At 73.3% G+C, this 26,798-nt stretch carries 25 protein-coding genes and 5 pseudogenes; 16 read left to right on the top strand and 14 right to left on the bottom strand.

The window, feature by feature from the left end:
* Positions 1 to 82: 82 nt before the first annotated feature.
* From TU30_RS36105 to TU30_RS21555, 5 genes and pseudogenes are all read right to left on the bottom strand, one after another.
* A complete protein-coding gene (locus TU30_RS36105; protein WP_158719349.1) occupies positions 83 to 247 on the bottom strand; it encodes a hypothetical protein in 165 nt (54 codons plus the stop codon).
* A 230-nt stretch (positions 248 to 477) separates the two neighbouring features.
* Positions 478 to 657, bottom strand: a pseudogene (locus tag TU30_RS37485) (ABC transporter ATP-binding protein); the annotation flags it as partial.
* An 85-nt stretch (positions 658 to 742) separates the two neighbouring features.
* Positions 743 to 1,411, bottom strand: a complete 669-nt coding sequence (locus tag TU30_RS21545; protein WP_042172434.1) for a response regulator transcription factor — start codon at positions 1,409 to 1,411, stop codon at positions 743 to 745.
* On the bottom strand, positions 1,411 to 2,598 hold the full coding sequence (locus TU30_RS21550; RefSeq protein WP_234307935.1) for a sensor histidine kinase: 1,188 nt from the start codon (positions 2,596 to 2,598) through the stop codon (positions 1,411 to 1,413). Before TU30_RS21550 ends, TU30_RS21545 begins: the two co-directional genes overlap by 1 nt.
* A 100-nt stretch (positions 2,599 to 2,698) precedes the next feature.
* Positions 2,699 to 3,325 (bottom strand): annotated as a pseudogene (locus tag TU30_RS21555) (SDR family NAD(P)-dependent oxidoreductase); the annotation flags it as partial.
* A 262-nt stretch (positions 3,326 to 3,587) separates the two neighbouring features.
* Here TU30_RS21555 and ligA point away from each other — a divergent pair.
* The 7 genes and pseudogenes from ligA (at position 3,588) to TU30_RS21585 (ending at position 11,812) form a co-directional block, all read left to right on the top strand.
* Positions 3,588 to 5,675 (top strand): annotated as a pseudogene (gene ligA / locus TU30_RS21560) (NAD-dependent DNA ligase LigA).
* Between the two features lie 61 nt (positions 5,676 to 5,736).
* Complete coding sequence (locus TU30_RS21565) at positions 5,737 to 6,612, top strand: PhzF family phenazine biosynthesis isomerase (protein WP_042172437.1); 876 nt, start codon at positions 5,737 to 5,739, stop codon at positions 6,610 to 6,612.
* Between the two features lie 177 nt (positions 6,613 to 6,789).
* Complete coding sequence (locus tag TU30_RS35540) at positions 6,790 to 6,945, top strand: hypothetical protein (protein ID WP_199816881.1); 156 nt, start codon at positions 6,790 to 6,792, stop codon at positions 6,943 to 6,945.
* 170 nt (positions 6,946 to 7,115) lie between these two features.
* Complete coding sequence (locus tag TU30_RS21570; RefSeq protein ID WP_042172440.1) at positions 7,116 to 8,258, top strand: polyprenyl synthetase family protein; 1,143 nt, start codon at positions 7,116 to 7,118, stop codon at positions 8,256 to 8,258.
* Positions 8,255 to 9,826, top strand: a complete 1,572-nt coding sequence (crtI, locus tag TU30_RS21575) for a phytoene desaturase family protein (RefSeq protein ID WP_042172442.1) — start codon at positions 8,255 to 8,257, stop codon at positions 9,824 to 9,826. The genes TU30_RS21570 and crtI overlap by 4 nt, the downstream gene beginning before the upstream one ends.
* Entirely contained in the window at positions 9,813 to 10,808 is a 996-nt protein-coding gene (locus tag TU30_RS21580; protein ID WP_042172444.1) for a phytoene/squalene synthase family protein, read from the top strand. The genes crtI and TU30_RS21580 overlap by 14 nt, the downstream gene beginning before the upstream one ends.
* Positions 10,805 to 11,812, top strand: a complete 1,008-nt coding sequence (locus TU30_RS21585) for a DUF5914 domain-containing protein (protein WP_042172445.1) — start codon at positions 10,805 to 10,807, stop codon at positions 11,810 to 11,812. The genes TU30_RS21580 and TU30_RS21585 overlap by 4 nt, the downstream gene beginning before the upstream one ends.
* A gap of 91 nt (positions 11,813 to 11,903) precedes the next feature.
* Here the strand turns inward: TU30_RS21585 and TU30_RS21590 are convergent, their stop codons facing one another.
* The 6 genes from TU30_RS21590 to TU30_RS21615 all read right to left on the bottom strand — a co-directional run bounded on the left by TU30_RS21590 (position 11,904) and on the right by TU30_RS21615 (position 18,678).
* The gene (locus TU30_RS21590; RefSeq protein WP_107068538.1) at positions 11,904 to 13,403 is read right to left on the bottom strand and encodes an NAD(P)/FAD-dependent oxidoreductase; all 1,500 of its coding nucleotides are present in this window, start codon (positions 13,401 to 13,403) and stop codon (positions 11,904 to 11,906) included.
* A 50-nt stretch (positions 13,404 to 13,453) separates the two neighbouring features.
* Positions 13,454 to 14,185 (bottom strand): methyltransferase domain-containing protein, encoded by a 732-nt coding sequence (locus TU30_RS21595; protein ID WP_042172449.1) that lies wholly within the window; start codon positions 14,183 to 14,185, stop codon positions 13,454 to 13,456.
* Positions 14,182 to 15,408 (bottom strand): lycopene cyclase family protein, encoded by a 1,227-nt coding sequence (locus TU30_RS21600; protein WP_042172450.1) that lies wholly within the window; start codon positions 15,406 to 15,408, stop codon positions 14,182 to 14,184. Before TU30_RS21600 ends, TU30_RS21595 begins: the two co-directional genes overlap by 4 nt.
* A complete protein-coding gene (locus TU30_RS21605) occupies positions 15,405 to 16,115 on the bottom strand; it encodes an SDR family oxidoreductase (protein WP_042172452.1) in 711 nt (236 codons plus the stop codon). The genes TU30_RS21600 and TU30_RS21605 overlap by 4 nt, the downstream gene beginning before the upstream one ends.
* Positions 16,116 to 16,218: 103 nt before the next feature.
* Complete coding sequence (locus TU30_RS21610) at positions 16,219 to 17,466, bottom strand: NAD(P)/FAD-dependent oxidoreductase (RefSeq protein WP_042172454.1); 1,248 nt, start codon at positions 17,464 to 17,466, stop codon at positions 16,219 to 16,221.
* A 219-nt stretch (positions 17,467 to 17,685) separates the two neighbouring features.
* On the bottom strand, positions 17,686 to 18,678 hold the full coding sequence (locus TU30_RS21615; protein WP_042172570.1) for a MerR family transcriptional regulator: 993 nt from the start codon (positions 18,676 to 18,678) through the stop codon (positions 17,686 to 17,688).
* Positions 18,679 to 18,843: 165 nt separating this feature from the next.
* Between TU30_RS21615 and TU30_RS21620 the strand changes: the two genes are divergently transcribed.
* The 4 genes from TU30_RS21620 to TU30_RS32965 all read left to right on the top strand — a co-directional run bounded on the left by TU30_RS21620 (position 18,844) and on the right by TU30_RS32965 (position 21,552).
* The gene (locus tag TU30_RS21620) at positions 18,844 to 19,452 is read left to right on the top strand and encodes a sigma-70 family RNA polymerase sigma factor (RefSeq protein WP_042172456.1); all 609 of its coding nucleotides are present in this window, start codon (positions 18,844 to 18,846) and stop codon (positions 19,450 to 19,452) included.
* 105 nt (positions 19,453 to 19,557) lie between these two features.
* Entirely contained in the window at positions 19,558 to 20,394 is an 837-nt protein-coding gene (locus tag TU30_RS21625) for a DUF4397 domain-containing protein (protein ID WP_042172571.1), read from the top strand.
* Entirely contained in the window at positions 20,387 to 21,043 is a 657-nt protein-coding gene (locus tag TU30_RS33240) for a class F sortase (RefSeq protein WP_042172458.1), read from the top strand. The genes TU30_RS21625 and TU30_RS33240 overlap by 8 nt, the downstream gene beginning before the upstream one ends.
* A gap of 83 nt (positions 21,044 to 21,126) precedes the next feature.
* Positions 21,127 to 21,552: a hypothetical protein gene (locus TU30_RS32965; protein WP_052479877.1), complete on the top strand. Its 426-nt coding sequence runs from the start codon at positions 21,127 to 21,129 to the stop codon at positions 21,550 to 21,552.
* Positions 21,553 to 21,612: 60 nt separating this feature from the next.
* Here TU30_RS32965 and TU30_RS21640 read toward each other — a convergent pair whose 3' ends face one another.
* Positions 21,613 to 22,191, bottom strand: coding sequence for a Dps family protein (locus tag TU30_RS21640; protein WP_042172461.1), 579 nt, complete (start codon positions 22,189 to 22,191; stop codon positions 21,613 to 21,615).
* 598 nt (positions 22,192 to 22,789) lie between these two features.
* Positions 22,790 to 23,800 (bottom strand): hypothetical protein, encoded by a 1,011-nt coding sequence (locus tag TU30_RS21645; protein ID WP_042172463.1) that lies wholly within the window; start codon positions 23,798 to 23,800, stop codon positions 22,790 to 22,792.
* Between the two features lie 209 nt (positions 23,801 to 24,009).
* Here TU30_RS21645 and TU30_RS36110 point away from each other — a divergent pair, with 209 nt between their 5' ends.
* Together TU30_RS36110 and TU30_RS21650 are read left to right on the top strand one after the other, a co-directional pair.
* Positions 24,010 to 24,162, top strand: a complete 153-nt coding sequence (locus TU30_RS36110) for a CBS domain-containing protein (RefSeq protein WP_141713746.1) — start codon at positions 24,010 to 24,012, stop codon at positions 24,160 to 24,162.
* 48 nt (positions 24,163 to 24,210) lie between these two features.
* Positions 24,211 to 24,453 (top strand): DUF6480 family protein, encoded by a 243-nt coding sequence (locus TU30_RS21650; RefSeq protein WP_042172465.1) that lies wholly within the window; start codon positions 24,211 to 24,213, stop codon positions 24,451 to 24,453.
* Between the two features lie 76 nt (positions 24,454 to 24,529).
* Here TU30_RS21650 and TU30_RS21655 read toward each other — a convergent pair whose 3' ends face one another.
* Entirely contained in the window at positions 24,530 to 25,006 is a 477-nt protein-coding gene (locus tag TU30_RS21655; protein ID WP_042172575.1) for an SRPBCC family protein, read from the bottom strand.
* Between the two features lie 89 nt (positions 25,007 to 25,095).
* Here TU30_RS21655 and TU30_RS34405 point away from each other — a divergent pair.
* The 3 genes and pseudogenes from TU30_RS34405 to TU30_RS37495 form a co-directional block, all read left to right on the top strand.
* Positions 25,096 to 25,887 (top strand): annotated as a pseudogene (locus tag TU30_RS34405) (DUF4389 domain-containing protein); the annotation flags it as partial.
* A gap of 202 nt (positions 25,888 to 26,089) precedes the next feature.
* A pseudogene (locus TU30_RS37490) lies at positions 26,090 to 26,212 on the top strand (flavodoxin); the annotation flags it as partial.
* 76 nt (positions 26,213 to 26,288) lie between these two features.
* The gene (locus TU30_RS37495; protein WP_234307945.1) at positions 26,289 to 26,600 is read left to right on the top strand and encodes a flavodoxin domain-containing protein; all 312 of its coding nucleotides are present in this window, start codon (positions 26,289 to 26,291) and stop codon (positions 26,598 to 26,600) included.
* The last annotated feature ends 198 nt before the right edge of the window (positions 26,601 to 26,798 follow it).

Consider the following 26,798-nt stretch of genomic DNA (forward strand, 5'->3'; position numbering starts at 1 on the left):
CGCTCCGGCACCGGTGGTCATGCGTCCCGGCCGCGGAACGTCCCGGCCGCGAGCAGGAGCAGCGCCGCCGTGCACCCGGCGGTCAGCAGCGGGACGGCCAGGGGCCGGGACTGCCGACGGTCCGGGCGGTCGCGTCGGAGCCCTGGGTGAGCTTCTCCAGGGCGGCCGTGGGCGAGACGCCCGCGGTCCAGGCCCGGGCGTCGCCGACGAACGGGCCGAGCAGGGACGGCAGGAGCAGCAGACCCACGGCAGCGGTGACGGCGCCCGCGGAATGACGGACGAGTACACCGATCGCCGGGCCCGGCAGCGCGGCCGCGGTGAAGCGGCCGGCGACGCCGGACAGGGCGGGCCACGGCTCGCCCCTGGCGTGGGCGCCGTCGTCGAACAGGGCGTTCCCCCGACGGCGAAGGCGAGGGGACAGGAGACGGGGGCGACGGCGTACGCGAGACCCTCGACCAGGGTCGCCTTGGCCGCGAGCACGGTGGTGCGGCGCGGGGTGGCGGCGTCGAGACCGAGGACGAGGCGCATCGTGGTGGACTTTCCGGCGTCGCTGGGGCCCAGGAAACCGGTGGCCCGGCCGGGCAGGACCGTGAACGTCAGCCGGTCGGCGGCGGTCCGTTCTCCGTATCGTTTCGTCAGTTCCTGTGCTTCGGTCATGTCTGCGACGGCAGGGACCCGGAACGCCCGGGACATCCCGGAGCCGGTCCCTCCTCCGGCGGGAGCAGCACCACCGCTCCCCGGGTCACCGCTCCCCCGCCCTGACCAGACCCGTCTCGTACGCCAGCACCACCAACTGGGCCCGGTCGCGTGCCCCCAGTTTGGTCATCGCGCGGCTGACATGCGTCTTCGCGGTGAGCGGGCTCATGAACAGCCGTCCGCCGATCTCCTCGTTGCTCAGCCCGGCGGCGACCAGCGCCATCACCTCCCGCTCCCGGTCCGTGAGTGCGGAGAGCCGCTCGGCACCGGCGGCCCCGGGCCCGTTGAGCCGGGCGAACTCCTCCACCACCGTGCGGGTGACGGCGGGGGCAAGGAGGCTCCGGCCGGCCGCGACGGTGCGGATCGCCGCCCGCAGGTCGTCCGGGTCGATGTCCTTGAGCAGGAAGCCGGCCGCGCCGTGCCGCAGCGCCTCGAAGACGTACGCGTCGGTTCGGTAGGTGGTGAGCACGACCACCCGTACGCCGTCCAGCGTGGCGTCCGCCGCGATACGGCGGGTGGCCTCGATGCCGTCGACACCGGGCATGCGGATGTCCATCAGGACGACGTCGGGCCGGGTCGGCCGCACCGCCTCCACCGCCCGGAGCCCGTCGGCCGCCTCCGCGACCACGACCAGATCGTCGGTCAGGTCCGGCAGGGCGCGAAACCCCGCCCGTACGGCGGTCTGGTCGTCCGCGAGGACCACGCGCACGCTCATCACCCGCCTCCCACGGCATCACCGGCGGGCAGGACGGCCCGTACCCGGAAGCCGCCGCCGTCCAGCGGCCCGTGGTCGACGCTGCCCCCGGCCGCGGCCGCGCGCTCCCGCGTCCCGAGCAGCCCGAAGCCGCCGGCGCCGGAGGCCCGTCGTCGACGCCCTCCACCACCAGCCGGTCGTCGTGGCGGACGACGGACACCGTGGCGTGCCGGGCGCCGGAGTGCCGGACGACGTTCGTCAGCGCCTCCTGCACGATCCGGTACGCGGCCAGGCCGACCGCGGGCGGCACCCCGTCCGTACCCCCTTCCCGTCGGAGCGCGAGCGCGACACCACCCCCCCGCGAACCGTTCCACCAGGTCGGCAAGCCGTTCGAGCCCCGGCACGGGTTCCCTCCCCTCGCCCCTACCGTCCGTCCCGCCCGGCGCTCCCGCCTCGCTCCGCAGCACCGTGACCGTGGCCCGCAGTTCCCGTACCGCGTCCTTGCCCGATGCGCGCACCTGCCGCATCGCTTCCCTGGCCAGCTCGGGCCGTACGCCGAAGGCGTCCAGGGCGACGCCCGCCTGGACGGTCATCGCCGTCACCGAGTGCGCGACGACATCGTGCAGGTCGCGGGCGATCCGCAGCCGCTCCTCGTGTACGCGCCGCTCGGCCTCCCGCTCCTCCTCCGCGCGGGCGGCCCGGTCCGCGTACTCCTCGATCAACTGCCGCCGGGTGCGCACCACTTCACCCAGCAGCAGCGGCACCAGCGGCCAGAGCATCTCCAGCACCGGCAGGCCCTGCGGGTTCACCACGTCCTTGCCGACGGACAGCGCGACGGCACCCGAGACGGCGGCGGCGACGAGCCCTGTCCACAGGGTGCGCCGCCGGTCACCGAGCACGGCGACGGTGTACAGCGCCACGATCACCGGCAGGTTCAGCAGTTCCCCGATGTGCCCGTGGAGGGCCCAGCCCGCGCAGGCCGCCCCGGTCACGACGGCGACGAGCACCGGACGGCGCCGGCGCCACAGCAGCGCCACCAGGGAGACCACCAGCAGCAACCAGGTGAACCGGTCCGCCTGCCGGTACCCGGGTTCGTTCACCGCCGCGTCCGACGCGGTCAAAAGCCCGACGGCGGCCACGACCAGGACGTCCACGGCCCCCGGGGGCGGCGTCCGCAGACGGGTGGGCAGACGGTCGAAGGTCGTCACGACCACACCGTACGAGCCGCGCCGTCCTGCCGCATACGACAGCGGGAGTAGCCGCGCCGACGGACGGGGCCGGTCCGGACGGCCCCGGGAGCGGGCGCGGTCAGACCGCCGACCAGCCGTTGTCCACCGGCAGGACGACGCCGTTGATGCTGCTCGCGGCGTCGGAGGCGAGGAAGACGATGACGGCGGCCTGCTCCTCCGCTTCGCTGACGCGGCCCATGTTGACCATGTACCGGCCGACGACGGCCGGCCCGTGGGCCTCCCGGTCGATCTCGAGACCGGTCGAGATGCCGGTGATCGTGCCGCCCGGCACGATGGCGTTGGCGCGGACGCCCTGGTCCCGGTACATCACGGCGAGGGAGCGGGTGAGGCCGAGGACACCGTGCTTGGAGACGGTGTACGCGGTGCCCGCCGCGCTGCCGCGCAGCGCCGCCTCGGAGGCGGTGTTGACGACGGCTCCGCCGCCGGCGGCGAACAGGTGGGGAAGAACGGCCCGTGTCAGCAGGAACGGCGCGGTGAGATTGATCCGCAGGACCCGCTCCCACTCGGCGTCGGTGACGTCCAGCGGCGCGGACATGCTGTCCATGACGCCCGCGTTGTTGACCAGGACGTCGATCCCGCCGAAGGCGTCGACCGCGGCGGCCACGACCGCGTCGACCACCGCGCCGTCACTCAGGTCTCCCGCGACGGCGACCGCCGTGCCGCCCGCCGGCCGGATCTCGTCGACACACCGTCACGGCCGCCCTGCGCCTGATCACCCACGTCGGGTGACGGGAACGGCGACCGCGTCACCGGAACCGCTCAGCCGCGTGAGGCCGCCGCGGCACCTCGGCGTGGACCTCCCGGTGCACGAGCCCGTCCTCCTCCGCCTCCCGCAGGTGGTGCACCACTCCCGGTTCAGCGGTCCGGACCCGGTCACGGCCTCGAGGCGACGGGGTGCGGGCCGGCGTCCGGGCCCGTTGTCAGTGGTGGGCGGCATGATGCCGGTCATGACTACTCCCGCAGCAGTGATCGGGGATGCCGTCGCCTACGCGCAGGCGGTCGAGAACGCCGTGAGCGCGGCGGCCGCCTACTACGACGGCGGCACCTCGCCGTTGGACGACGACACCTACGCCGGCTGGTGCGCGGGATCGCCGCCTGGGAGGCACAGCACCCGGACGAGGTGCTGCCCGACTCCCCCAGCGGCAAGGTGGCCGGCGGCGCGGTGGAGGGCGACGTACCGCACACGGTGCCGATGCTCAGCCTCGACAACGTGTTCTCGGCGGAGGAGTTCACGGCGTGGACCGCGTCCCTGAACCGGCGGATCGGCCGTGAGGTCACCCGCTTCGGTGTGGGCCCGAAGCTGGACGGGCTCGCGATCGTCGCCCGCTACAGCGGCGGTCGCCTCACCCGGCTGATCACCCGGGGGGACGGGACGGCCGGGGAGGACGTCTCGCACGCGATCGGTACCGTGGTGGGGCTGCCCGAGCGGCTGGCCGAGCCGGTCACCGTGGAGGTGCGTGGTGAAGTCCTGATGACGGCCGCCCAGTTCGAGTACGCGAACGAGGTCCGCACGGGCCACGGCGGTCAGCCGTTCGCCAATCCGCGCAACGCGGCCGCGGGCACCCTGCGGGCGAAGGACCGGCTCTACACGGTGCCGATGACGTTCTTCGGCTACGGACTGCTGCCGCTGCCCGACACCGACGCTCCCCTCGCCGAGCGGCTGACGGAGCTCGCGCACAGCGAACTGATGAACCTGACCGCCGGGCTCGGCGTGCACACCAGCGCCGCGACCATGGTCCCGGACTCCGTGGCCGAGTCGCCGGAGGAGGTCCTGGCCCGGGTGAAGGAGATCGCCGGGGTGCGGGCCGAGCTGCCGTTCGGCACAGACGGGATCGTGATCAGGGCAGACCTGGCCGCCGACCGGCGTGACGCCGGTTCCGGCTCCCGCGCGCCCGGTGGGCGATCGCGTACAAGCTGCCGGCCGTGGAGAAGATCACCCGGCTGCTCGAGGTGGAGTGGAACGTCGGACGGACCGGCATCATCGCCCCGCGCGGAGTCCTCGAACCCGTGGTCGTCGACGGCTCCACGATCACCTACGCCACCCTGCACAACCCCGCCGACATCACCCGCCGCGATCTGCGGCTCGGCGACCACGTCATGGTCCACCGCGCCGGTGACGTCATCCCCCGCATCGAGGCTCCGGTCGCCCACCTGCGCACCGGCGAGGAACAGCCCGTCGTCTTCCCGGGCAGTGCCCGCGCTGCGGGTCGGACATCGACACCAGCGGGGAGCGCTGGCGGTGCGCGCAGGGCCGCAACTGCCATCTGGTCGCCTCGCTCTCCTACGCCGCGGGGCGCGACCAGCTCGACATCGAGGGTCTGGGCGCCACCCGCGTCGTCCAGCTGGACGACGCGGACCTCGTCTCCGATCTCGCCGATGTGTTCGCCCTCGGACGCGGCCAGTTGCTCGGCCTGGACCGGATGGGCGAGACCAGCACCGACAACCTGCTCGCGGCGATCGCCAAGGCCAAGGAACAGCCGTTGTCGCGGGTGCTCTGCGCGCTCGGCGTCCGTGGCACCGGCCGGTCCATGTCCCGGCGCATCGCCCGGTACTTCGCCACCATGGACAACATCCGCACCGCCGACGCCGAAACGATGCAGCGGGTCGACGGCATCGGGCCGGAGAAGGCACCCTCGATCGTCGCGGAACTCGCCGAACTCGCCCCGCTCATCGACGCACTCGTCGCGGCGGGTGTCAACATGACCGAGCCCGGGGCCACCCCGCCCCTGGCCGCCGACGCCGCTCCCGGCGGCCAGGACACGGCAGGGGCGACCGGGGCGGACCGCCCGCTGGCCGACATGACGGTGGTGGTCACCGGCGCGATGACCGGAAGCCTGGAGAAGCTCTCCCGCAACGAGATGACCGAACTCGTCGAACGGGCCGGCGGCCGCTCCTCCTCCAGCGTCTCCGGGAAGACCACTCTCGTGGTCGCCGGAGAAGGAGCCGGCTCCAAGCGCGCCAAGGCCGAACAGCTCGGCGTCCGCCTCGCCACCCCGGACGAGTTCGCCACCCTGGTCGCGGCTCTCCTGGACTGACCGGCCGCGGCTGCACCCGCGTCCGGGAATGGACGCGAGCCCGACCCGCGTTGCCGCGAGCATGACGAAGAATGCGCCGCGGCCCGAGGTATTGCGATACACCGCCTTCTCGAGCACCCCCGACGGCGGAAACCCCGCCGGTGTCGTTCTGGACGCCACCGGCCTGGACGACAGCGACATGCTGGCCATCGCCGCCGGCCTCGGATACTCGGAGTCCGCGTTCCTGACCGCGCCTCCGGAGGGCCTCGACGGCCGGAAGGGCCGGACGTACGGCATCCGCTACTTCAGCCCCCGGGCCGAGGTGCCGTTCTGCGGGCACGCCACCGTCGCGACCGCCGTCGCACTCGCCGAGCGGACAGGCCCCGGGGAGTTGGTGTTCGCGACGCGCGCGGGCACCGTGCCGGTGGAGGTGGCCGAGGAGGGCGGAACGGTCAGGGCCACGCTCACCAGTGTCGAGCCGCACATCGAGGGGGTCGACGACGGCACTCTCGCCGAGGCGCTCGCCGCGCTCCGCTGGCCGGCCACCGATCTCGACCCCGGCTTCCCGCCCCGTATCGCCTTCGCCGGCGCCCGGCATCTCGTCCTCGCGGCGGCCACGCGCGCCCGTCTCGCCGATCTCGCGTACGACTTCGCGCGCCTGGAAGCCCTGATGCACCGCTGGGACCTGACCACGCTCCAGTTGGTGTGGCGTGAGTCGGCCACCGTCTTCCACGTCCGTGACCCCTTCCCCGTCGGCGGCGTCGTCGAGGACCCGGCGACCGGCGCCGCGGCCGCCGCGTTCGGTGCGTACGCCCGTGAGCTGGGCCTGGTCCCCGAGGACGCCGTCCTCACCCTGCACCAGGGCCAGGACCTGGGCCGTCCTGGCGAGCTCACGGTGACGCTGCGCGCGGGTGATCCGCGCGTCCGGGTCGGCGGTGCGGGAGCTCGCATCGGCTGAGGCCCGGCCGTGCCGGGGAGTGCCGGCACTCCCCGGCACGGCCCCCGGCGAGTGACACGCTCCGCGGCGCGGATGACCGTTTCGAGGGTTTTTCGGCCAACCGGTGGCACACGCGGGCGCCCTCGGGGGACGGATGGTGCAGGAGCCGACGGTTCCACCGCCGCCGAGGAGGCAGCCATGAGTGAGAAGACCGCCGGTACGGACGGTGCCGGCCAGGCCCGCCCGGACACCGGCTTCGGCACGGTGAAGGCGAACGTCCTGGAGCACTTCGTCCCCGGATTCCGCCGTACCGGCTTCGTCGACGTCGTCCGGGACTCCGCGTGGCCCGGGTGAGCCGCCGTCAGGAACCCTGCCGTCCGCCGGGGGACGCCCCCACCGCTACACCAACGGAGTGACAGTCATCCAGGACAGGCTCCGCACCGGGCAGGAATCAGCGCATCCGCACCGGGGCACTCCGCGGAAGCACTGGTGTGCAGGTGACCGAGAGTGAGAAAGGGTTGTGCATGCTTGAACTGCGGCCCACTGCGGCCGAACCGGTTGGGCCCGTCAGCGGTCCGCTCACCGCCCTCGACGCCGTCCAGGCCGTCGAGGCGGAACTCGAGCACGTCCTCGACGAAGGGATGCGCCGGGCCCGTGACGTGGATCCGGTCTTCGCCCGCGATGTCGCCGGCCGGGTCACCGCGTTCGTCCGGCGGGGCGGGAAGCGGCTGCGTACGGCGTTCGCGTGGTGCGGGTGGCGGGCCGCAGGCGGTTCGGGCGACGCAACGGCGGTACTGCGCACCGGCGCGGCCCTCGAACTCGTCCAGGCATGCGCTCTCATACACGACGACGTGATGGACGGGTCATCACTGCGCCGGGGCGCGCCGGCGGTGCACGTGGACCTCGCCCGCATGCACCGCGCCGCACGCATGAACGGTTCACCCGAGGCGTTCGCGACCTCCGCCGCGGTGCTGGCCGGCGATCTGGCACTGGCCTGGGCGGACGACCTGCTCACCGAGACGGCACTCGGCTCCCCGCACGGCCTGCGGCTGCACCACGAGTGGCGGGCCATGCGCGGCGAGATGGTCGCCGGGCAGTACCGGGACATCCACGCCCAGGCGTCCGGGTCGTCCTGCGTCGACGAGGCCTTGAGCATCGCCACGCTCAAGAGCGCCCTGTACACGGTGGAGCGCCCCCTGGCCCTGGGCGCGTCCCTGGCCGGCGCGCAGGCCCACGCCCTGGACGCGCTGCGCTCCGCCGGACGGTGTGCGGGTCTGGCCTTCCAGCTCCGCGACGACCTCCTCGGCGCCTTCGGCGACTCGGCCCTGACGGGCAAGCCGGCCGGCGACGACCTGCGGACGCGCAAGCTCACCTACCTGCTCGCGGTCGGTCTGGGGCTCGCCGACGCCTCTGGTGACGAGAGGGCCGCCGAAGCACTCGCCCCCGGCACGGTCTCCCGGTCGGACGAGAGCGTGGAACGGATGCGGGCGGCACTGGAACGGACCGGGGCACGGGCCGCCGTGGAGAGAAGGATCTCGGAGCTGGCGACGACGAGCCTGGGGCACTTCGCGAGAACCGGCGCCGAGTCCGCCGTACGGCGGGACTTCACCGTGCTGGTCGCACGGGCTTCGGGCGTCGCGCTGGAGCGTGCCGGGGAGGCCGCGTGAGAACGGTACCGGGGCCGACGGATCACGTCGTCGTGGTGGGTGCAGGACTGTCCGGCCTCGCATGTGCCCTGCATCTGCTGGGCGCCGGCCGCAGGGTGACGGTCGTCGAACGGGACTCCGGACCGGGCGGCCGGGCCGGCCGCGTACGCCTCGGCGGCTACGAGGTGGACACCGGCCCCACGGTGCTGACCATGCCGCACCTGGCCGACGAGGCCTTCGCCGCCGTGGGCGACAGCCTCTCCCGCCACGTCGAGCTGATGGCGCTCCACCCGGCTTACCGGGCGTGTTTCGCGGACGGAACGTCGCTCGACGTCCACACCGACAGCGAGGCGATGGAGGCTGAGGTGCGGCGGTTCGCGGGGCCGGCCGAGGCGGCGGGCTACCGTGGGCTGCGGGAGTGGCTGGAGCAGCTGTACCGGGCCCAGATGCGGCGCTTCATCGACACGAACTTCGACTCGCCCTTCCGGCTTCTGCACCCGGACCTGGCCCGTCTGGCGGCGCTGGGCGGGTTCGGACGGCTGGACAGGCGCATCGGCCGCTTCCTGTCCGACGAGCGTCTGCGCCGGGTCTTCTCCTTCCAGGCCCTGTACGCCGGTGTCGCGCCCGCACGGGCCCTCGCCGCCTATGCGGTGATCGCCTACATGGACACCGTGGCCGGCGTCTGGTTCCCCAAGGGCGGCATGCACGCGCTGCCTCGCGGCATGGCGGACGCGGCAGCCGGCGCGGGTGCCGCGTTCCGCTGGTCGGCCGAGGCGACCGCGCTGGACCGCTCGGCCGGGCGTGTACGTGCCGTGCGGCTCGCGTCGGGCGAGCGGATCCCGTGCGACGCGGTCGTGCTGACCTGCGAGCTGCCCACTGCTCACCGGCTGCTGGGACGCGCCCCGCGCCGCCCGGTACGACTGCGTCACTCACCGTCCGCCGTGATCCTGCACGCCGGGACCGACCGCACCTGGCCCGGCCTCGCCCACCACACCCTGTCCTTCGGTACGGCCTGGGAACGTACTTTCGACGAGTTGACCGTCAAGGGGCAGGTGATGAGCGACCCGTCCCTGCTGATCACCCGGCCGACGGCGCACGATCCGGACATGGCGCCGTCCGGCAGGCACCTGCACTACGTACTGGCTCCCTGCCCGAACACCGATGTCGGTCCCTCCGCCGCCGCCTGGCGGGACCTGGGGCCGCGCTACCGCGACAGCCTGGTCGCCGAGCTGGAGCGGCGGGGCCTGGAGGGGTTCGCCGGCAGTGTCCAGGAGGAAATGCTGGTGACCCCGCTGGACTGGACGGCACAGGGGCATGCGGCGGGCAGCCCCTTCTCGGTCTCCCACACCTTCGCCCAGACCGGCCCGTTCCGGCCGCGCAATCTGGTGCGCGGCCTCGAGAACGTCGTGCTGGCCGGCTGCGGCACCACCCCGGGTGTCGGCGTGCCGACGGTGCTCATCAGCGGCAAGCTGGCCGCCGCACGCGTCACCGGCGGCCTCCGAAACCGTGGTGCCGCCCGCGCCCGTCCGGCGCCGGGCTCCACCCGTGCCGTCGCCTCGGCCTCGGAAGGTGTCCATGACCCGTCGTGAACTGGACGCCGCCGGAATCGCCGATCCCGCCCTGCGCGCCGCCTACACCGAGTGCCGGCGGCTCAACGCCCGGCACGGCCGGACCTACTTCCTGGCCACCCGTCTTCTCCCCGTGGAACGCCGGTCCGCAGTGCACGCCCTGTACGGCTTCGCCCGCTGGGCGGACGACATCGTGGACGACCTCGACGGGCGCCGGACGCCACAGGAACGGGACCGGCTGCTGCGGCGCCTGGAGGACGACCTGGCGCACGGGCTGCGCACCGGTGGCGGGGACGAGCCCGTGGTCCGTGCCGTGGCCGACACCGCCGGCCGGTACGGCATCGAGCACGTGCTGTTCGCCGACTTCCTGGGCTCGATGCTCAGTGACCTGCACGTCACGGACTATCCGACCTACGGCGACCTGCGGGCCTACATGCACGGCTCGGCCGCGGTGATCGGGCTGCAGATGCTGCCGGTGCTGGGCACGGTCGTGCCCCGGGAGGAGGCGGCGCCGCACGCGGCGGCCCTGGGGGAGGCGTTCCAGCTCACCAACTTCCTGCGGGACGTGGGAGAGGACCTGGACCGGGGCCGCGTCTACCTGCCGGCGGACCTGCTCGCCGCACACGGCGTGGACCGTCCGCTGCTGGAGTGGAGCCGCCGCACCGGGCGTCACGACCCGCGCATCCGCGCGGCACTCGTCGCCGCCGAGGCCATGACGCGAAAGGTGTACCGGGCGGCGGAACCCGGTATCGCCATGCTCGACCCGCGGACGCGCCCCTGTATCCGCACCGCGTTCACGCTCTACGGCGGCATCCTCGACGCGATCGCGGATCAGGGGTACGCGGTGCTGCACCGTCGTGCGGTGGTGTCGCGGGGACGTCGTGCGGCGAGGGCCGCCGCAGGAGTCGTGCAGATCGCCGGCGCGCGGTGGCGCACCCGCGCCTCACACGCGATGCCCCGGGCGGGCGACGCGGCACTCCGGAGGAAAGGACCCGTGCAGTGAGCGACCGAACGGACCGGGCCGGCTGGACACCACCGTTGCGGCGACGTCGCCGGTCGCGCTGGGCGGCACAGACCCCGACCTGGCGGGAGGCGCGCCCGGCGCTGATCGCCGACGCGTTGAAGCGGGCGTCCGCCCGTCCGTCCGGCAACTGGTTCGTCGTGGGTGCCTCCCGGGACGTGCGCGCCGGTGGTCCGCCGTACGGCCGTACGGTGGGCGGCGTCGAGGTCGTGGTGTGGCGGTCGGACGCGGGAGAGCTGCGCGCGGGACCGGGCACCTGCCCGCACCTCGGTGCACCCCTGCGGGACAGCCGGGTGGTCTGCGGGGAGTTGGTGTGTCACTGGCACGGACTGGCCCTGGACGGCGGGCCGTTCGCCGGCTGGGATCCGTACCCGGTGCACGACGACGGCGTACTGGTGTGGGTCCGCCTCGACCCGGTCGGCGGCGAAGAGCCGTCGGAGCGCCCCTTCGTGCCGGTACGGCCGGTGGCGGGCAGCGCGGTGGACGCCGTGTTCACCGCGGTCGGGCGGTGCGAACCGCAGGACGTGGTCGCCAACCGGCTCGACCCGTGGCACGGTTCCTGGTTCCATCCCTACTCGTTCGTGGACCTGACGGTGGCCCGGCCGCCACGGGGCGAGGAGGACGACGTCTTCGTCGTCGATGTCTCCTTCCGGGTGACCGACCGTCTGGTGGTGCCGGTCCGGGCGGAGTTCACCGCTCCGGAGCCGCGCACCGTCGTCATGCACATCACCGAGGGTGAGGGGGCCACGTCCGTGGTGGAGACGCATGCCACGCCGCTGACCGGCGAGGCGGACGAGCGGCCGCGGACCGCGGTGATCGAGGCGGTCGTCGCCGCCTCGGACCGGCGGGGCTTCGCCCTGGCACGGGCCGCCGCGCCCGCGCTGCGCCCGCTGATGCGCCGGACGGCCGCCCGGCTGTGGCGTGACGATCTGGCCTATGCCGAGCGGCGTTGGAGGCTGCGCAGCACCGGGCGCTTCCCGGGGTGAACACGGCCGGTGGCCGGGCTCACCCGGGCGCCGGCCACCGTGTTCCGGCGACGTCGCGCCGCCGTACCGGGACGGAGCCCGCGCTGCGGACTCAGGTCCCGGCGAGCGCGCCGATCACCCGCAGCGTGGGTGAACGGCCCGCCCGGGGAACCGTCCACAGCACCTGGCCCCGGACACCCCAGTCGGCGAGAAGGGCGCCGGCCGCCAGGAAGCCGGTGGTGGCGGCGCGTTCCATCAGGGCCACCGGAAGGTCGCAGCCGATCGCGTCACCGGCCAGGGTCACCCGGGGGTGAGGTGTCAGCACGGTGGGCCGCCGGGCGTGGGAGCCGACCGGAAAGAGCGGGCAGTCGGAACGCCACTCGTGCCGGGCGTCCAGGATCCGCGCGCTCCGTGTTTCCGGGTAGACCTGGCGCAGGCTGTCGAGGAGGCGGTTTTGCACCGTGTCCGGCTTCGCGTCGGTGGCGACGGCGTAGGCGTGCAGTTCCACCACCGAGCCGCCGGTCCGGGCGGCCCAGCGGGCGGCCTCGCCCTCGTAGCGTTCCAGGACGCTGATGTTGTCGAGGCCGTCGTATCCGCTGGTGCCGAGGAACCCGGGGCGGTCGGTGGCCACCGGCCGGTCCAGCCAGAGCCGGGAGACGAGGAAGGGCGGGGCGGTGGCGAGGGCGGCGACGTCGTCGCGCCAGGCGGGGGTGCCCAGGCCGGGTGACGCCGCGACGACCCCCTTCAGCGCTCCGGGGTCGAGGGCGAGAACGGCCGCCTCGTGCAGGTCGGTACCGGTCTCGGTCCGCACCTGGACACCCCCGCCGTCGCGGGGGTGGACGCCGCGCACGGGTGTACCGCTGCGGATGTCGACTCCGAGGCGCTGGAGGTAGTCGCCGAGCGGCTCCCACAGTGCCTGGGGAAAGGGTTCGCTCGGCACGTCGAAGAGCAGGCCCTCGGCGGAGCCGAGGAAGTAGATGTGGAACATCAGCAGCAGTTCGGCGGCGGACAGTTCGCGCGGGTCGGCGAAGAAGCTGCGCGAGAACACCTCGAACGCGAGATGGTGCGCGGCTTCGGGGAAGCGGACCCGCTCCAGGAAACGGGTCGCGCTGATCGAGTCGAAGCGTTCGTAGACCTCGGGCACGCGGACGTCGAGCAGGGGCAGCGCGGCCCGTGCGTCCATGGCGCCGAGGTCGCGCCAGCCGAAGGTGGGGCTGAGGGCGACGAACCCGAGGGCGCTGAACGGTGGTGTGCGCGGGACGCGGGCGAAGCTGTCGGTCAGCCCGCCGCTGTGCCGCAGCGGGTAGTCGGGCAGCGGCCGGAGACGGTCGAGACCTGGATCGGTCCGCCGCAGGAGGCCACGCAGGTTGTAGTACTGGCGGAAGAAGGCATGGAAGCCGCGGCTCATGGTCGCCCCGGAACCGTCGGCGAGGCGGGTGCGCCAGCCCGCGAGACGGCCGCCGAGCGAGTCCTCCCGTTCGTAGAGGGTCACGCGGGCGCCCCGTTCGGCGAGCAGCGTGGCCGCGGCGAGACCGGCGATACCTCCCCCGGCCACGGCCACGGACGGAGCGTCGCCGGGGGCGAACCGGGCCCGGCCCGGCGCGGGCATCATGATCTCGGCCTTGCGGTCGCGCCCTCGTCGAGCCGCGCGGCGGGGGGCGGTCACTGGGCGTACTCCGCCGCCGCGGCCGCACCGTTGCGGGCCAGGAAGGTGTGCACGATGCCGGTCTGCCACCCGGCGACGGGTACGGCACGCACGTCGGTGAACCCGGTGGACGTCAGACGTGCGGTGAAGGCGGGGACGGTGTCGAAGTCGATGACGCTTCGCCACAGGTGCCGGTAGAGGGCGCCGTTGCCGCTGAGCGCTCCCGCGGGGATGATCATCCCCTGGCACACGGTCGTCCACAGGGCCCGGTGTGCGGCCGAGCCGCTGAGGCTGTACTCGTGGACGGCGAGCCGGCCGCCCGGTCGCAGCAGGGACCGGACGGATGTCAGGACAGCGTCCGGGTCGGTGACGTTGCGAAACAGGTAGGCGGCGAAGACCGCGTCGTACGGCTCCTTCTCTTCCCTGGCCATCTCCTCGGCCGTCAGGTGCTGGAAGCGCACTCGGGCCGGCCAGGGTTTGGCCCGTGCGCGCCGCAGCATGCCGGACGAGGCGTCGACTGCCGTGATCCGGGCGCGGGGCGCGGCCCGCAGCAGGGCCTGGGTGGAGGCGCCGGTGCCGCAACCGAGGTCGAGAACGTGCAGACCGGCGCCGGCCCGGGGCAGGCGGAGCCGCCGCGCTGAACGCAGGAGGTCGGTGCGGTAACCGGGGTTGAGGGCCGTGAGGCGGTCGTAGGTGCGCGAGGCGTGGTCGAAGGCGCGGGCCAGATCGTGGTCGCGCAGCAGTGTCATCGGTGCCTGTCTCCGGTTCGTGGGTCGGGATGGGATCGGCGGGGCAGGAAGGGGAGTTCGACGGCGGTCCGCAGCATGGGGCCGACGGGGGTGCGCAGGCCGATGCCCCACTCCTCCCAGGGAGAGGTTGCCCCGTCCAGGAACCGCAGCAGACGTTCCGGCGGGATGCGGCGGAAGAGGCCGGTGAAGAAGTCCGGGCCGTCGATCCGGCCCGCGTCCAGGGCCCGTAGCAGCACCGCGTCCATGGCCAGTGCCCGCCGCCCGTGCGGTGGGGGTACGATCGCCCGTCCGTCGCGCAGGGCGGCGGCGATGGCCCGGCTCTGCCGCTGCACGGCCGCGAAGGTGTAGCCGGTCGCCGGGCGGGTCGCGCCGCCCGCGGTCCCGATCCGGAAGACGGCGGGGCCGGTCCGGCGGGCGAAGCGCGCGTCCGTCATGGGAATGACGCCCTGCTCCGTCGACTCCACTGCGAGCGCGCCGAGCCTCAGGACGTCGCGGCTGTAGTCGGCCAGCGCCGCGTCGTACTCCTCCGTGGTCAGCGGGGTGCGGGAGAACTCGGTGTACTCGACGAGCGCCCGGTCCGGCGCCAGCGGCAGTACGTAGCCGAAGGCGAGCCCATGGCGCGGCTGCGGTACCCGGAAGTCCATCAGGTCGGCCACAGCGGGATCGAACCGGTCCACGTCCGTGCGCACGAACCAGCCGCGGAAGTGCTGCATCAGCTGTGTCCGGGCCGGTGGCAGGGGGCGCCGCGGGCGGGAGTCGAACACGTGGCGGGCGCGCAGTGTCAGCGTGCGGCCGTCGGGGGTCGTGCAGCGGACCTCCGCTCCGTGGGCCGTGTTGCGTACCGTGTCCGCCGTCGCGCGCAGGACGCGTGTGCCGGGGGAGCGTGCCAGCACGGAGTGCACCAGCCGTTCGAACTCCGTGGACCGGAGCATGCGGTAGCGCAGCGGAGTGGGGTCCAGGGTGATCGCGTCGCCGTCGGCACCGTGGACGCGCAGCAGGGACCAGGAGGCGCTGACCGCCTCGTCGTGGTCGTCTGTGTCCTGATCCCAGTAGCACCAGGTCCGCTCGGAGGGCCGGCGCGGACCGTCCGGTGCCTCCACCAGGGTGACGGTGGCGGGGGTACCGGTCGCCGCCAGCCGGTGCGCGAGGCTGAGCCCGGACGCGCCACCGCCGACGATGACCACGTCGGACGTCTCACCGGGTGCGTCGGAAGGTCGGTTCACCTGGCGCGCCGTTCGACGAGGAGTGTCCCGTCCGCAGCCGTGCGCAGCAGCTCGGCGTCCGCTTCCATCGCGTCGGCGACGGCTGCGACGACCTGGCGGGGGTCGCCCCCTGCGGGCATCGGCGGGGCCGTGCCCGCGACGGACCGGTCCGCGAAGCCGGTGTCCAGATGGCCGGGCCGGATGTCCAGGACCCGGATGCCGGCGCTGCGCGCCTCGCGGCGCGCAGCGCCGAGCCAGGCGCTCAGCGCGGCTTTGGAGGCGCTGTAGTCGGCCATACCCGGCTGCGGGCGCTCCGCGACCACGCCGGTGACGGCGGCGATCACAGAGCCGGGTTCCATGACGGCGAGCGCGGCGCGGAAGAAGGCGGCGGGGGCGAGGACGTTGACCGCCATCAGGTACTCCGCGATTTCGTCGCCGGTCTCCTGCGCCCGGCCGAAGGCAACCGATCCGAAGGCCGTCACGACGGCGTCCAGCCCGCCCGGTTCGGCCGCTGCGCCGTGAACGGCGCGGGCGCAGGACGCGGGGTCGTAGGCGTCGAACAGGAGGGTCGGGGCGTCCGGGTACGCCTGGGCGGCCCGGGCCAGGCGGGCCGGGTCGCGGCCGGCGAGGGCCGGGCGCGCTCCCCTGCCGGCCAGTTCGGCGGTGAGGGCTTGGCCGAGGACGCCGGTGGCGCCGGCCACCAGCACGCGCGCGCCGTTGAGGTTCACGTCTCGCTCCCGATCGCAGGGGCAGGTCACCAGCTCTGCTTCTCCACCGTGTGTTCCGCGAACCGGCCGCCGCTGGATGCGGTGGAAACGGTCCGGCCGGCCGTCAACCGCGCGCCGGGGCGCGGAGCACCTCCCGGGCGGCCCGCGTGCCCGAGGCCAGCGCGCCCTGCACCGAACCGGTCGCCCGGTGGTCTCCGCAGACGTACCGGCCCGGGGCGAACCGCGTGGGGCGGCTCAGCGGCCAGGGCGGTTCCATCGCGGGCAGTGCCCCCTCGACGGTGTACACGGCGATCTGGTGCCAGCCGCTCGTGTCCGTGCCGTACAACTCGGCCAGGCGCCGGAGCACGGCCTCACCCGCCCCGGGCCGGTCCCCGCCCAGTACGGAGCTGGAGACCAGCACGGTGCCGGACGGCGCGTAGGTGGGAGTGACCTCGGTCAGCACACAGGTGTTCAGCACTCCGCCGGTGGCGTCCACGATCAGGGTCGGCTCGGCCAGCGGGGTGCGCGCTGCGGCGTGGTAGTACGTGGTGACCGTACGGCCGTACGGCACGGCCAGGCCCGGCAGCAGTCGGGCCGCGGCAGCGGCCTCCGTCGCCACCACGACGGTCGTGGCCGGCAGTTCGCTGCCGTCCGCCAGGAGCACCCCCGAGGCGGTGACCCCGGCGACGGGCGTCTCCAGCCGGAGCACGCCCTCGGGGAGGGCGGCAGCCAGTCGGGCGGGTACGGCGCCGATGCCGTCGGCGGGCAGGCAGAGCGTTCCCCTGACCATGCTCCGCCAGACCAGATGGAAGAAGCGCGCCGAGGTCTCCATCCGGTCCTCCAGGAAGACGCCGGACAGGAACGGGCGCATGATCCCGGTGACCGTCGCGGCCGACAGCCCGGCGCGGGTCAGGGCGGCGGCGGTGGAGCGGTCCGGACGGTGTGCGAGGGAGCGGGCGGGCAGGAGGGCGTCCCGCGCGGTGAGTGCGGCCAGCGCGGCCAGGTCACGGGCCGGCAGGACCCTCCCGGGCAGCAGCGCCCCCGCCGCCTTCGGCCGCCGGGTCGGGTCGCAGAGGTGCACGGGCCCCGTCGAAGTGTGCGCGACGATGCCCGGAGTGAACGGCCTCAGCCGCAGACTCCGCAGGTCCAGACGCCGTTTCACCTGCGGATACGAGGTGTTGAACACCTGGAATCCCCGGTCCAGCAGGAAACCCTCGCGCCGGTCCGTGCGCATCCGGCCTCCCACACCGTCGGACGCCTCCAGCAGCGCCACACGCCGCCCGGCGCGGCACAGGTCCAGAGCGCAGGCCAGACCGGCGAGACCCGCTCCGACGACGACCGTGTCAGGGCTCCGACCGTGTTGAGTGGTCATGTTCCTCTTCCTTCGACGTCCTTCGATGTCCTGGACGCGAACCTCTGTACGAACGGGGTGGGCATTCGCCCTGCGGCGCGCCCTGCGGCACGGGACGCGTCGTTCGCGGTGCGTCGTTCACGGGCGCCCTGACCGGACGCTCACGAAGTCCACCCGAGCACGTTCCCTCCGATGAGACCAGGCGCCACCGCGATCACCTACCCGACAGGCTGAGCCACGTCACCTGAGCACGACCGACTCCACCGCCGCGACAGCCTCCGCCAGCCCCGGCGGATGCGGCGATCCCGACACGGTCTGCCCGGCCCAGCCGGGCCCGAGTGTCAGGACCAGCGGCCTCCGGCGGGCTCCGCGCACACCCCACTCGATCGCGGCGACATGCTGGGCCAGCGGTCGGCTCGCCGTGGTCCGGGACTGCGCCCACAGCCCCACCGCGGCCGGTCCGGTCCTGCGTACGGCGGTCACGAGTGACTCGACGGGCAGCGCACCGCCGAACATGCGCACGGGAAGGCCGCGTTCGGCCAGTGCGGCCGCCAGTACCTCCAGGGGCAGTGTGTGGTTCTCCCCGGGCACACAGGCGAGCACCGTGGTGGCACCGGACCGGGCGGCGGCCAGGGGCGGCGCGTGGCGCCGGAGAGCACCCGAGACGTGCCAGGACAGGAAGTGCTCGACCTCGACATACCTCTCGCCGGAGATCTCCCACTTGCGGCCGGCCGCCTGCAGCGTGGGCATGATCACCTCCGTCCATGCCGTGACCAGGCCGTGCTCCTCGATCACGGCCCTCAGCAGCTCGTCGAGAGCGGCGGCGTCGAGACGCAGGGCCGCGCGGGCGACCCCTCTGCACTCCTGGCGCACGTCCCCCAGCCGCAGACCGGTGCCGGCCCTCCTGCCGAGGCGGACCGCCGGCTGCGGTACGGGAAGGGCTTCCTCCTTGCGCGGGGCCGCGTCCGGACCTGCCTCGCCGAGCGCCAGGCGGGCGGCCTCGGCGGGCGGCACCCCGGTCGCCGTCAGGGCACACATCCGCTCCAGCCGTGCCAGATCCCCTGCTGTCCAGCGGCGGTGCCGGCCACCGGTGTGTGCGGTGGGGCCGAGGCCGTAGCGGCGGTCCCACGACCGGACCGTGGTGGGTGCCACCCCGAGACGCCGCGCCACCTCGCCGGTGGTCAGCCCGCCCTCGCGCCGCACCTCTGTCTGATCGACATCGTTCTCGTTCACGCCCACACGACCACCTTACGACGCACAACCGACGCATGTTGTGTGTGTCGTTTCGGCTTACAAGACTGGACGGTACGCGCCCGGTGGTCACGGCACACGCCCGCCGGGTCCGCTCCGCAGGCGGCCTTGCGTCCCGCACTGCTCCCACGGCAGGAGGAACGTGCCATGAGCACGAACACACGATCCACCGATGACCACCCCCCGGCCGTGCAGAGGATCCCGTACGAGGACGAACTGGCCCGTGGCCTGCGGGCCGCCGACGAGAACGCGTTCGCAGCCGTCTACCTGCGCTGGGGCTCACTCGTCCACACCATGGCCACCCGGTCGCTCGGCGACACCCACGAGGCCGAGGACGTCACCCAGCAGGTGTTTCTCGGCGCCTGGCGCGGACGGGCCGGCTTCCGTCCGGAGCGGGGACCGCTCGGCGCCTGGCTGGTCGGTATCACACGCCGGAAGATCGTCGACGCCCTGGCAGCCAGGACGAAACGTCTCACAGTGATCGATTCGGTGGCACACGACGCCGGTTCGCACCGCCAGGAGGTGAGTGCCCCGGACGAGGTCCTGGACCGGGTGCTCCTGGTCGACGCCCTGTCCCGTCTGCCGCACCACCAGCGCGAGGTGCTGTGCATGGCGTTCTACGAAGACCTGACCCAGGTCCAGATCTCCGAGCGCACCGGAATGCCCCTGGGCACCGTGAAGAGCCACACCCGGCGTGGCCTGCACCGGCTGCGTGAGGCGATGGAGCAGGGCCTCTCCGACGAGTCCGCCGCGTAGCCGCACAGGAATTCCCCGTCCCGCGCATCCACGACGGCACCCGCGCACGAAACACGGATGAGACACCGCAAAACGGCGGAACCTCTCGACGAAGGGACGATCCTCATGACCTCCCGAACCCCCCTCGCTCTCGCCGCCTCGGCCGGCGCCTGCGCTCTGGCCCTCGGCGTCACCGCACCCGCCATGGCGGCCCCCTCCGCCGAAGACCCGGCCATGGTGTCGGTCTTCCACGGCGTTCCCGACCTGACCGTCGACGTCTACGCCAACGGCGAGGAACTGCTCGGCGACTTCGAGCCCGGCACCGTGACCGACCCGCAGTCCCTCGACGCGGGCACCTACGACATCCAGGTCTTCGAGGCCGGACAGGGCCCCGACGGCACCCCTGCCGTCGAGAAGGAGATCGAGGTGCCCGCCGGGGCGAACGCCACCGTGGCGGCCCATCTCTCCGCCGAGGGCGAGCCCCAGCTGACGGCGTTCGTCAACGACGTCTCGAAGGTGGACGCCGGCCAGACACGGCTCACGGTGCGTCATGTCGCGGCCGCGCCTGCCGTGGACGTCCGGGCGGGCGGGCAGCCGCTCTTCCAGGGCCTGGAGAACCCGAAGGAGGACACCACCGTGGTCGACTCCGGCACCGTTTCGGCCGACGTCGTGCTGGCAGGCACCGACACCGTGGCGATCGGCCCGGCCGACCTGGACCTCGAGGAGGGCACGAGCAGCATCGTCTACGCCTGGGGCAGCGCCGAGGACGAGAACCTGGCGCTGGCGACCCAGACGCTCAGCGGCATGGAATCGGCACCGAAGGGCGTCGACGCGGGCGGCAACGGCGCCGCCGTCGCCGCGAACTCCTCCGACCAGTGGCTGGCCTGGGCCGCCGCGGGCGGCATGGTCACACTGACCGGCGGTTTCCTGATGGCACGCCGGGCAGTGGGCCGGCGTGGGTGAGAAGGGACGACGACTCGGCGGTCTCACGGTGACGGCCTCCGCGCTGGCGGGGGTCCTCACCCTGGCGGCCTCCCCGTCGGATCGGGCGGCTCCCCCGTCCGATTTCGGTCCTGCGGTGCCGGCCCGGGCCGCCGGGCCGGCCGAGCACCCCGGTCCCACCGCGACGGACCCGGATCCGGGTCATCGCTCCGAGCGCCCGCTTCCGCCGCCCCGGCGCGTCCTGGTCCGCGACGTGGGTCTCGACGCCCCGGTACGGCCGGTCGGTGTCACGGGGCAGGGCGCGCTGGCGGTCCCCTCGAATCCCACCGTGGCCGGGTGGTACCGCTTCGGCCCGGCGCCCGGAAGCTCTCGGGGCTCGGCCGTGCTCGTCGGACACGTGGACAGCGACTCGGGCGCCCTCGGTGAGTTCGCGGCACTCTCCGGCGTACGGCCCGGAGACCGCGTGGAGGTGCACCGGGCCGACGCCGCACCGGCTGTCTACCGGATCGTCGCGCGTACGACGGTGCCGAAGGACGATCTTCCGTCCTCCGTCTTCCGCCGGACCGGTTCCCCGGTTCTCACGCTCATCACCTGCGCGCCCCCGTTCGTCCCCGACCGGGGCGGCTACCTGGCCAACGTGGTCGTCACGGCGGAGCCGGTCCGGGAGTGAGCGGGTGCACGCATCCGCGTGCGGACTCCCGCCCGGTACGGGCGGGACAACAGAAGGCGGAACACAGGGAACAGGAGGTTGTGGTGGACCACGTCGAGCCCGCGCACCTGGTGGAACTGGCACTGGGGAACGGCGTTTCGAGCGACGACGTCAGCGCCCTGCGGCACATTGCCGTATGCATCCGGTGCAGGAGGGAACTGAACCGGATGACACGTGTCGTGGCAGCCGCACGCAGCGTCGAGGAGCCGGACCTGCCGACCGGCCGCCCGGAGCAGGTCTGGCAACGGATCACGCAGGAGCTGTCCCTGGCGGGGGAGGCCGCCCCACCACCGCCCGCGGGGGCCGACCACACACTTCGCGTGGTACCGGCGTGCGAACACTGCACCGGCGCCCCCGGGGACGCCGTCGCCCGGACGGCTCGTCTTGTGCTGGCCGTTTCCGTCGTGGCCGTGGTCGTCCGGTGGCTGAGGCGGTCCCGGCCGGCGGAGCGGTCCGGCAGGAGCGGCTGACGTCCGGCCGGCGCCCCGGGAGCCCGTGATCCGGGCCGGCCGGTGCCGCCCCCGGGGCCCTCACGGCTGGCTGCGCGCCTGTTCTGCCGCCTGACCTGCGGCGCCGGTCTCCGTGGTGGCACCGCGGGTGCTGAGCTCGCCACCACTGGACTCCAGGTGCGCACGGACGAACCACTGGAAGAGTTCCAGGCCTCGCAACTGCTCGATGAGCATGTCCTGAGTGACGGGATCGGACGTCTCGGTGGCCTGCATGGCCTCACGGTGGTCCTTGATGACGGCGGTGTACACCAGATCGAGGGCCCCGAGGTGCTCGATCGCCTCCGCCCGGCCGATCGAGTAGTCGTTCCAGGTGCGCCGGTCCACCAGTGCGCCCGGAGTGCCGTTGGGCTGGCCGCCGAGTGTGGAGATCCGCTCGGCGAGGTCGTCGGTCATGGCACGGACCTTGTCGACCTGGGGGTCGATCATCTCGTGCACGGCGATGAAGTGCGGCCCCACGACGTTCCAGTGAACGTGCTTGAGCGTCAGATGAAGGTCGTTGAGGGAGTGCAGACGCATCTGCAGCAAATCGCTGATGCGCCGGCTGTCCTGGGTGCTCACCCCGGGCACGGTGTACGAGATGTCCGCGTTCTGTGACGGCACGACGGTACTCCTTGTGCGATTGGATGCCGAGACGACCAGACAAGCACCGATCACCGCGATCTCGGCGTACGGCCACGTCCCACCCCTCCCATCTCACCGGTTCGGAGCAGGCCGCACACAGGCAACGTGAGAGGAGGGGCCCGCTGTGTCACCTGCCTGCACCCGGGAGGAGCGAGCCGGACACGCGTGCGGAAGGGGACGGGCGCAGAAACCGCGCGGAGGACATAGCCGGCACGTCGCCGCCGCCCGCGAAGGCGCGACCGGGCAGGCTCCGGCCGCCGGCGGGCCGGACGGGCACGTGGAACGGCGGGCCCCGGACGGTCCGACGGGCCTGCCCGGACGCCTCCGCCCGGACGCCAGGCACGGCAGCGTTCAACCGGAGTGCCCGTACGGTCTTCGTGCGCGTGGGGAAGCGGGGGAAGCCGGTCCGCCCGGCCGCGCACACCGGAGGCATACGGCGCCCTGTCCCCGGTGCCCCCGCCCTGCTCCTGCGAGCCGGGCCCGCGCCACCGTCGAGGCGCGGGCCCGGAGGCGGGTTCACCGCACACCGCCGGACCGAGCGGTGCCGCACCGGGGGTTCTGCGCGTCCTCCCCCGGCTCAGCCGGCCAGCGGACCGGCGGCAAGGCGAAGAGTGTCCTTCTGCGCGGCGAAGGCGTCGGAGTCCTGGGCGATCTCCGTCCACCAGCCGGGGCCGTCCTCGATGCAGCGCAGCATGACACCCTCGCGGATGGCCCACGGGCAGACCGTGGCCTCGCGCAGCCCCATGACTTTCATCGCGGTGTGGCCGACCACCGCTCCGGCCAGACTCTGCGCGGCCCGGGGCGCGGTGATGCCCGGCAGGTGCGCGCGTTCGTCCACCGGGAACGCGGCGAGGACGCCGATGGCCTCGCGAAGGTCCCTGCGCTCCATGCTCCGGTGGCTGAACGGACCGTGGCGTCCGGGAGCGGCGCCACAGAGGCGGGCCAGCTGCTGGAAGGTACGGGAGGTGAGTACGGCGGTTGTCGGGCGCTCCCATCGGATCCGGGCCGCCACGTCCCGCAGCGCATGGCGAACCCGGCGGCGGAGAGCTTTCAGCTCGGCCTCGGCGGGCGCGTCCTCGACGTGGAAGAACTCACGGGTCAGGCGACCCGCGCCCAGCGGGAGGGAAGCGGCGAACTCGGGTAAACGGCCTCGTCCGAAGGCCACTTCCAGTGAACCGCCCCCGATGTCGAGAAGGACCAGTGGCCCGGCGCGCCAGCCCAGCCACCGGCGAGCTGCCAGGAACGTCAGTTCGGCCTCGGTCTCCCCCGAGAGTGTGCACATCGGTATGCCGGTCTCCTGACGCACGAAGCGCAGTACTTCGGCGCGGTTGGGTGCGTTGCGCACGATGGCGGTACCGAACGCCAGTGGCTCCTCCGCCTTCCAACGCCGCGCCGTACGCCCCGCCCCGGCCACCGCCTCGGCCATCTGCTCCAGTGCGCCTTCGCCGATGGTGCCGTCCGCTCCGGTCCGTTCGGACAGGCGCAGCTTCCACTTCGCGGTGTGCACCGGCAACGGAACACCGCCCTTCACGTCCGCGACCACCAGACGGACCGTGCGCGACCCCGCGTCCACCACGCTGACCCTCATCTGGCCCGCCCTACCCCGTCCGGGCCGGGCGAAACGGGAGGCGGTACGCCCGGCCCGAAGTGTCTCCACGGATGGCGGGAACTCCGTGCGACGCCGGGGCCGTCGAGCCCGCCGCTTCCGGGTGGCCGACAGCGTGGGGAACAGTCGTTTACGGGTACTCGGGCCGGGCGGCGGTGAATCCACCGTCCGCACCGTAGAGGGACGGTCCCGTGACCCGGCGGGCCGGTGGCTGCGACCTGGTGGTACGCGCGGTGGCCGAGGGCGGCGATCCGGACACCACCACCGCGGCGGCGAACGCGTGCGGCGACTGTCCGGTCACGCCGGGGTCCGGCGGCACCGGCGCCGCCCGGCCCCACCCGTGACACGTCACGTCCCACGTCCTCACCCGAGCCCCGAAAGGAGTGCCCGTCATGACGACTCCTGATCCCGACCCGAGGCGAACCCCGGGGGCAGAGCCGGGCGGCGTTGCGCCACCCGGTGAGACGCCACCCGGTGAGACGCCACCCGCCGAAGGAGGCACCTACGGCATCTCCCATCCGGAGCCGCCCGAACTGCGCAAGGGCTGGGGGCCGGTGCCGCTGGTTCTGATCATGGCCGTGGTGGCGCTGGTGGTGATCGGGCTGATCGGCATGCTGGTGTCCCTGATCGCGTGACACCGCCCGGCCGGGCGACTCGGCCGGCCGGGCGGTGACAGCGGAGGGGCGCCCCTGCCGGGCGCCTCTCGGGTCCTCAGAGGGTGGAACCGGGATTCTCCGGCCGGATCCGTCCGCGCCAGGCACCCGTCTCGCCACCGCCGCCCTCGATGAAGTCCTTGAAGCGGTGCAGGTCCCCCTTGACCCGGCGGTCGATGACACCGAGCATGTCCGCGCCCTTCTCGGCCACTCCGGAGGGCTCGATCTCCATGGTGAGCTCGACCCTGGTGCGGGTGTCGTCCAGCCGCTCGAACCTGACCGATCCCCGCTGCCGTGTCTCGCCGTCGACGGAGCGCCAGGTGATCCGGTCGTCCCGCAGCTGGTCGACGATCTCGGTGTCGAACTCGCGCCGCACCCCGCCGATGCTGGTGACCCAGTGGTTGTGCCGGTCGTCGAGCTGCCGCACCTCCTCCACCCCCTCCATGAAGGTCGGGAACTCCTCGAACTGCGTCCACTGGTTGTAGGCGGTGTGGACGGGAACCTCGACGTCCACCGCTTCCTTCACCGTGCTCATCGTCTCCTCCTCGGTGTGGTCGTTCACCTGCACGACCCGCAGGTACCCGGGGACCGGAGGATCAAGACCTCGATCCGCCGCGTGTCCCCATGCCCTCTCCCGGTAGGTCGTGGGCCGCGGGCGGCACGGCGTGTGATCGCCCTGCCGCTCCGTCTTCCTCCGTCGCCGTTTCGGCCGCGCGCGCTCGGGGCACCCGGGCCGGGCCCGGAACCCGCGGTGAGGCGTGGCGCCGTTTTACGGCACCGCCCCACTCCGCGCCGGTGAGGCCGGCGCGGCCGACGGCATCCGAAGGGACCGGTCCCCATGAGCTCGCACTCCACACCCTCGGCGGCCTCCCCGGAGTGCCACGGCCCGGCCACCCCGCCCGGCTGACCGCGGTCCTCGACACACCGCTGTCCCGCTGGCTGTGGCTGGTCAAATGGGTGCTCGCCCTCCCGCACTACGTCGTCCTGGTCTTCCTGTGGGTGGCCTTCGCGGGGGCGAGCGTGGCGGCGTTCTTCGCGATTCTCTTCACCGGCCGCCACCCGAGACCCCTCTTCGATTTCACCACCGGTGTACTGCGGTGGAATTGGCGAGTGGCCTATTACGCCTACGGTGCTCTGGGCACCGACCGCTATCCGCCGTTCACGCTCGCCGACGTCCCCGGCTATCCGGCGCGCTGGGAGCTGACGTACCCCGGAGAGCTCTCCCGCGGCCTCGTCCTGGTGAAGTGGTGGCTCCTGGCCGTCCCGCACTACCTGGTCCTGGGCTTCTTTCTCGGCGGCGTCCGCGTGGGCTGGTTCAGCGGTGGTCTCATCGGGCTGCTCACCCTGTTCGCCGGCGTCTCCCTGGCCGCCACCGGGCGCTACCCGCGCGGTCTGTTCGATCTGGTGCTCGGGCTGAACCGCTGGGTGCTGCGCGTGGCCGCCTACGCGGCCCTGCTCACCGACGTGTATCCCCCTTCCGGCTCGACCAGGGCGGTCGCGAACCGGCGGAGCCGGCATGACTCCGCCCTCGGCCCCGGCCTCCGCGGTTTTCGGTCTCGTGGCGTGAGCCGCCGCGGGACCGGGAAACGCGCCCACCAGGACGGAAAGGTGAGCTCGCATGGACGTCCTCGTCGGATACGCGACCGTGCACGGCTCCACCCGGACGATCGCCGAGAGGACGGCCGCCGTCCTGAGCCGTGCGGGGCAAAGGGCCGAGGCAAGGCCCATGACCGAGGTGGAGGACGCCGACGTCTACCGTTCGTTCGTCCTCGGCAGCGCCGTACACGAACAGAGCTGGGCCGCCGGCCAGGCGATTCGTGCGGGAGAACCTGGATGTGCTGGCCCCCCGTCCCGTGTGGGTCTTCAGCGTCGGGATGCCCGCGGCGCTGCGCGGGCCGTGGCGCCGCATGGCCGCCAAGGAGCTGCCGGCCATCGAGGAAGGCCTGCCGCCAGGTCTGGGGTACCGGAGCCACCGCCTGTTCTCCGGTGTCGTCGAAGGGGACCAGCCGTCCCGTACCGGACGCCTGCTGTTTCAACTGGTGGGCGGCCGGTACGGCGACTTCCGGGACTGGCATGCCGTCGACGGCTGGGCGACGGCCATCGCCGGGGAACTCCGGGTGGACAGATGACGCCGGCGCACCATTGGAGTGAACGGCGGGCGTGGGCGGCCGGGCTCGCCCGCACCAGGTAGGTACTGTCCCCGGGGTGCGCTTCGATACGGATGCCGACCCGCCTTGCTTCCACTCCCCCACCTGCTCTGCCGGTCCGCTCAGGAGCGTCTCGACCGTCCGTGACCGATGGCTCCACTGGCGCGTCGGCGTCGTTCC

This window comes from Streptomyces sp. NBRC 110035, assembly GCF_000829695.1.
Lineage (GTDB): Bacteria > Actinomycetota > Actinomycetes > Streptomycetales > Streptomycetaceae > Streptomyces.

Bases quoted from the DNA above. Each gene is read 5' to 3' on its own strand.
- TU30_RS21655 (WP_042172575.1), bottom strand. From the start codon at position 25,006: ATGAGCACGGTGAAGGAAGCGGTGGACGTCGAGGTTCCCGTCCACACC.
- TU30_RS21570 (WP_042172440.1), top strand. From the start codon at position 7,116: ATGCTTGAACTGCGGCCCACTGCGGCCGAACCGGTTGGGCCCGTCAGC.
- TU30_RS21620 (WP_042172456.1), top strand. From the start codon at position 18,844: ATGAGCACGAACACACGATCCACCGATGACCACCCCCCGGCCGTGCAG.
- TU30_RS21645 (WP_042172463.1), bottom strand. From the start codon at position 23,800: ATGAGGGTCAGCGTGGTGGACGCGGGGTCGCGCACGGTCCGTCTGGTG.
- TU30_RS21545 (WP_042172434.1), bottom strand. From the start codon at position 1,411: ATGAGCGTGCGCGTGGTCCTCGCGGACGACCAGACCGCCGTACGGGCG.
- TU30_RS35540 (WP_199816881.1), top strand. From the start codon at position 6,790: ATGAGTGAGAAGACCGCCGGTACGGACGGTGCCGGCCAGGCCCGCCCG.
- TU30_RS21580 (WP_042172444.1), top strand. From the start codon at position 9,813: ATGACCCGTCGTGAACTGGACGCCGCCGGAATCGCCGATCCCGCCCTG.
- TU30_RS21595 (WP_042172449.1), bottom strand. From the start codon at position 14,185: ATGACACTGCTGCGCGACCACGATCTGGCCCGCGCCTTCGACCACGCC.
- TU30_RS21650 (WP_042172465.1), top strand. From the start codon at position 24,211: ATGACGACTCCTGATCCCGACCCGAGGCGAACCCCGGGGGCAGAGCCG.
- TU30_RS21565 (WP_042172437.1), top strand. From the start codon at position 5,737: ATGACGAAGAATGCGCCGCGGCCCGAGGTATTGCGATACACCGCCTTC.
- TU30_RS21625 (WP_042172571.1), top strand. From the start codon at position 19,558: ATGACCTCCCGAACCCCCCTCGCTCTCGCCGCCTCGGCCGGCGCCTGC.
- TU30_RS21610 (WP_042172454.1), bottom strand. From the start codon at position 17,466: ATGACCACTCAACACGGTCGGAGCCCTGACACGGTCGTCGTCGGAGCG.
- TU30_RS21590 (WP_107068538.1), bottom strand. From the start codon at position 13,403: ATGATGCCCGCGCCGGGCCGGGCCCGGTTCGCCCCCGGCGACGCTCCG.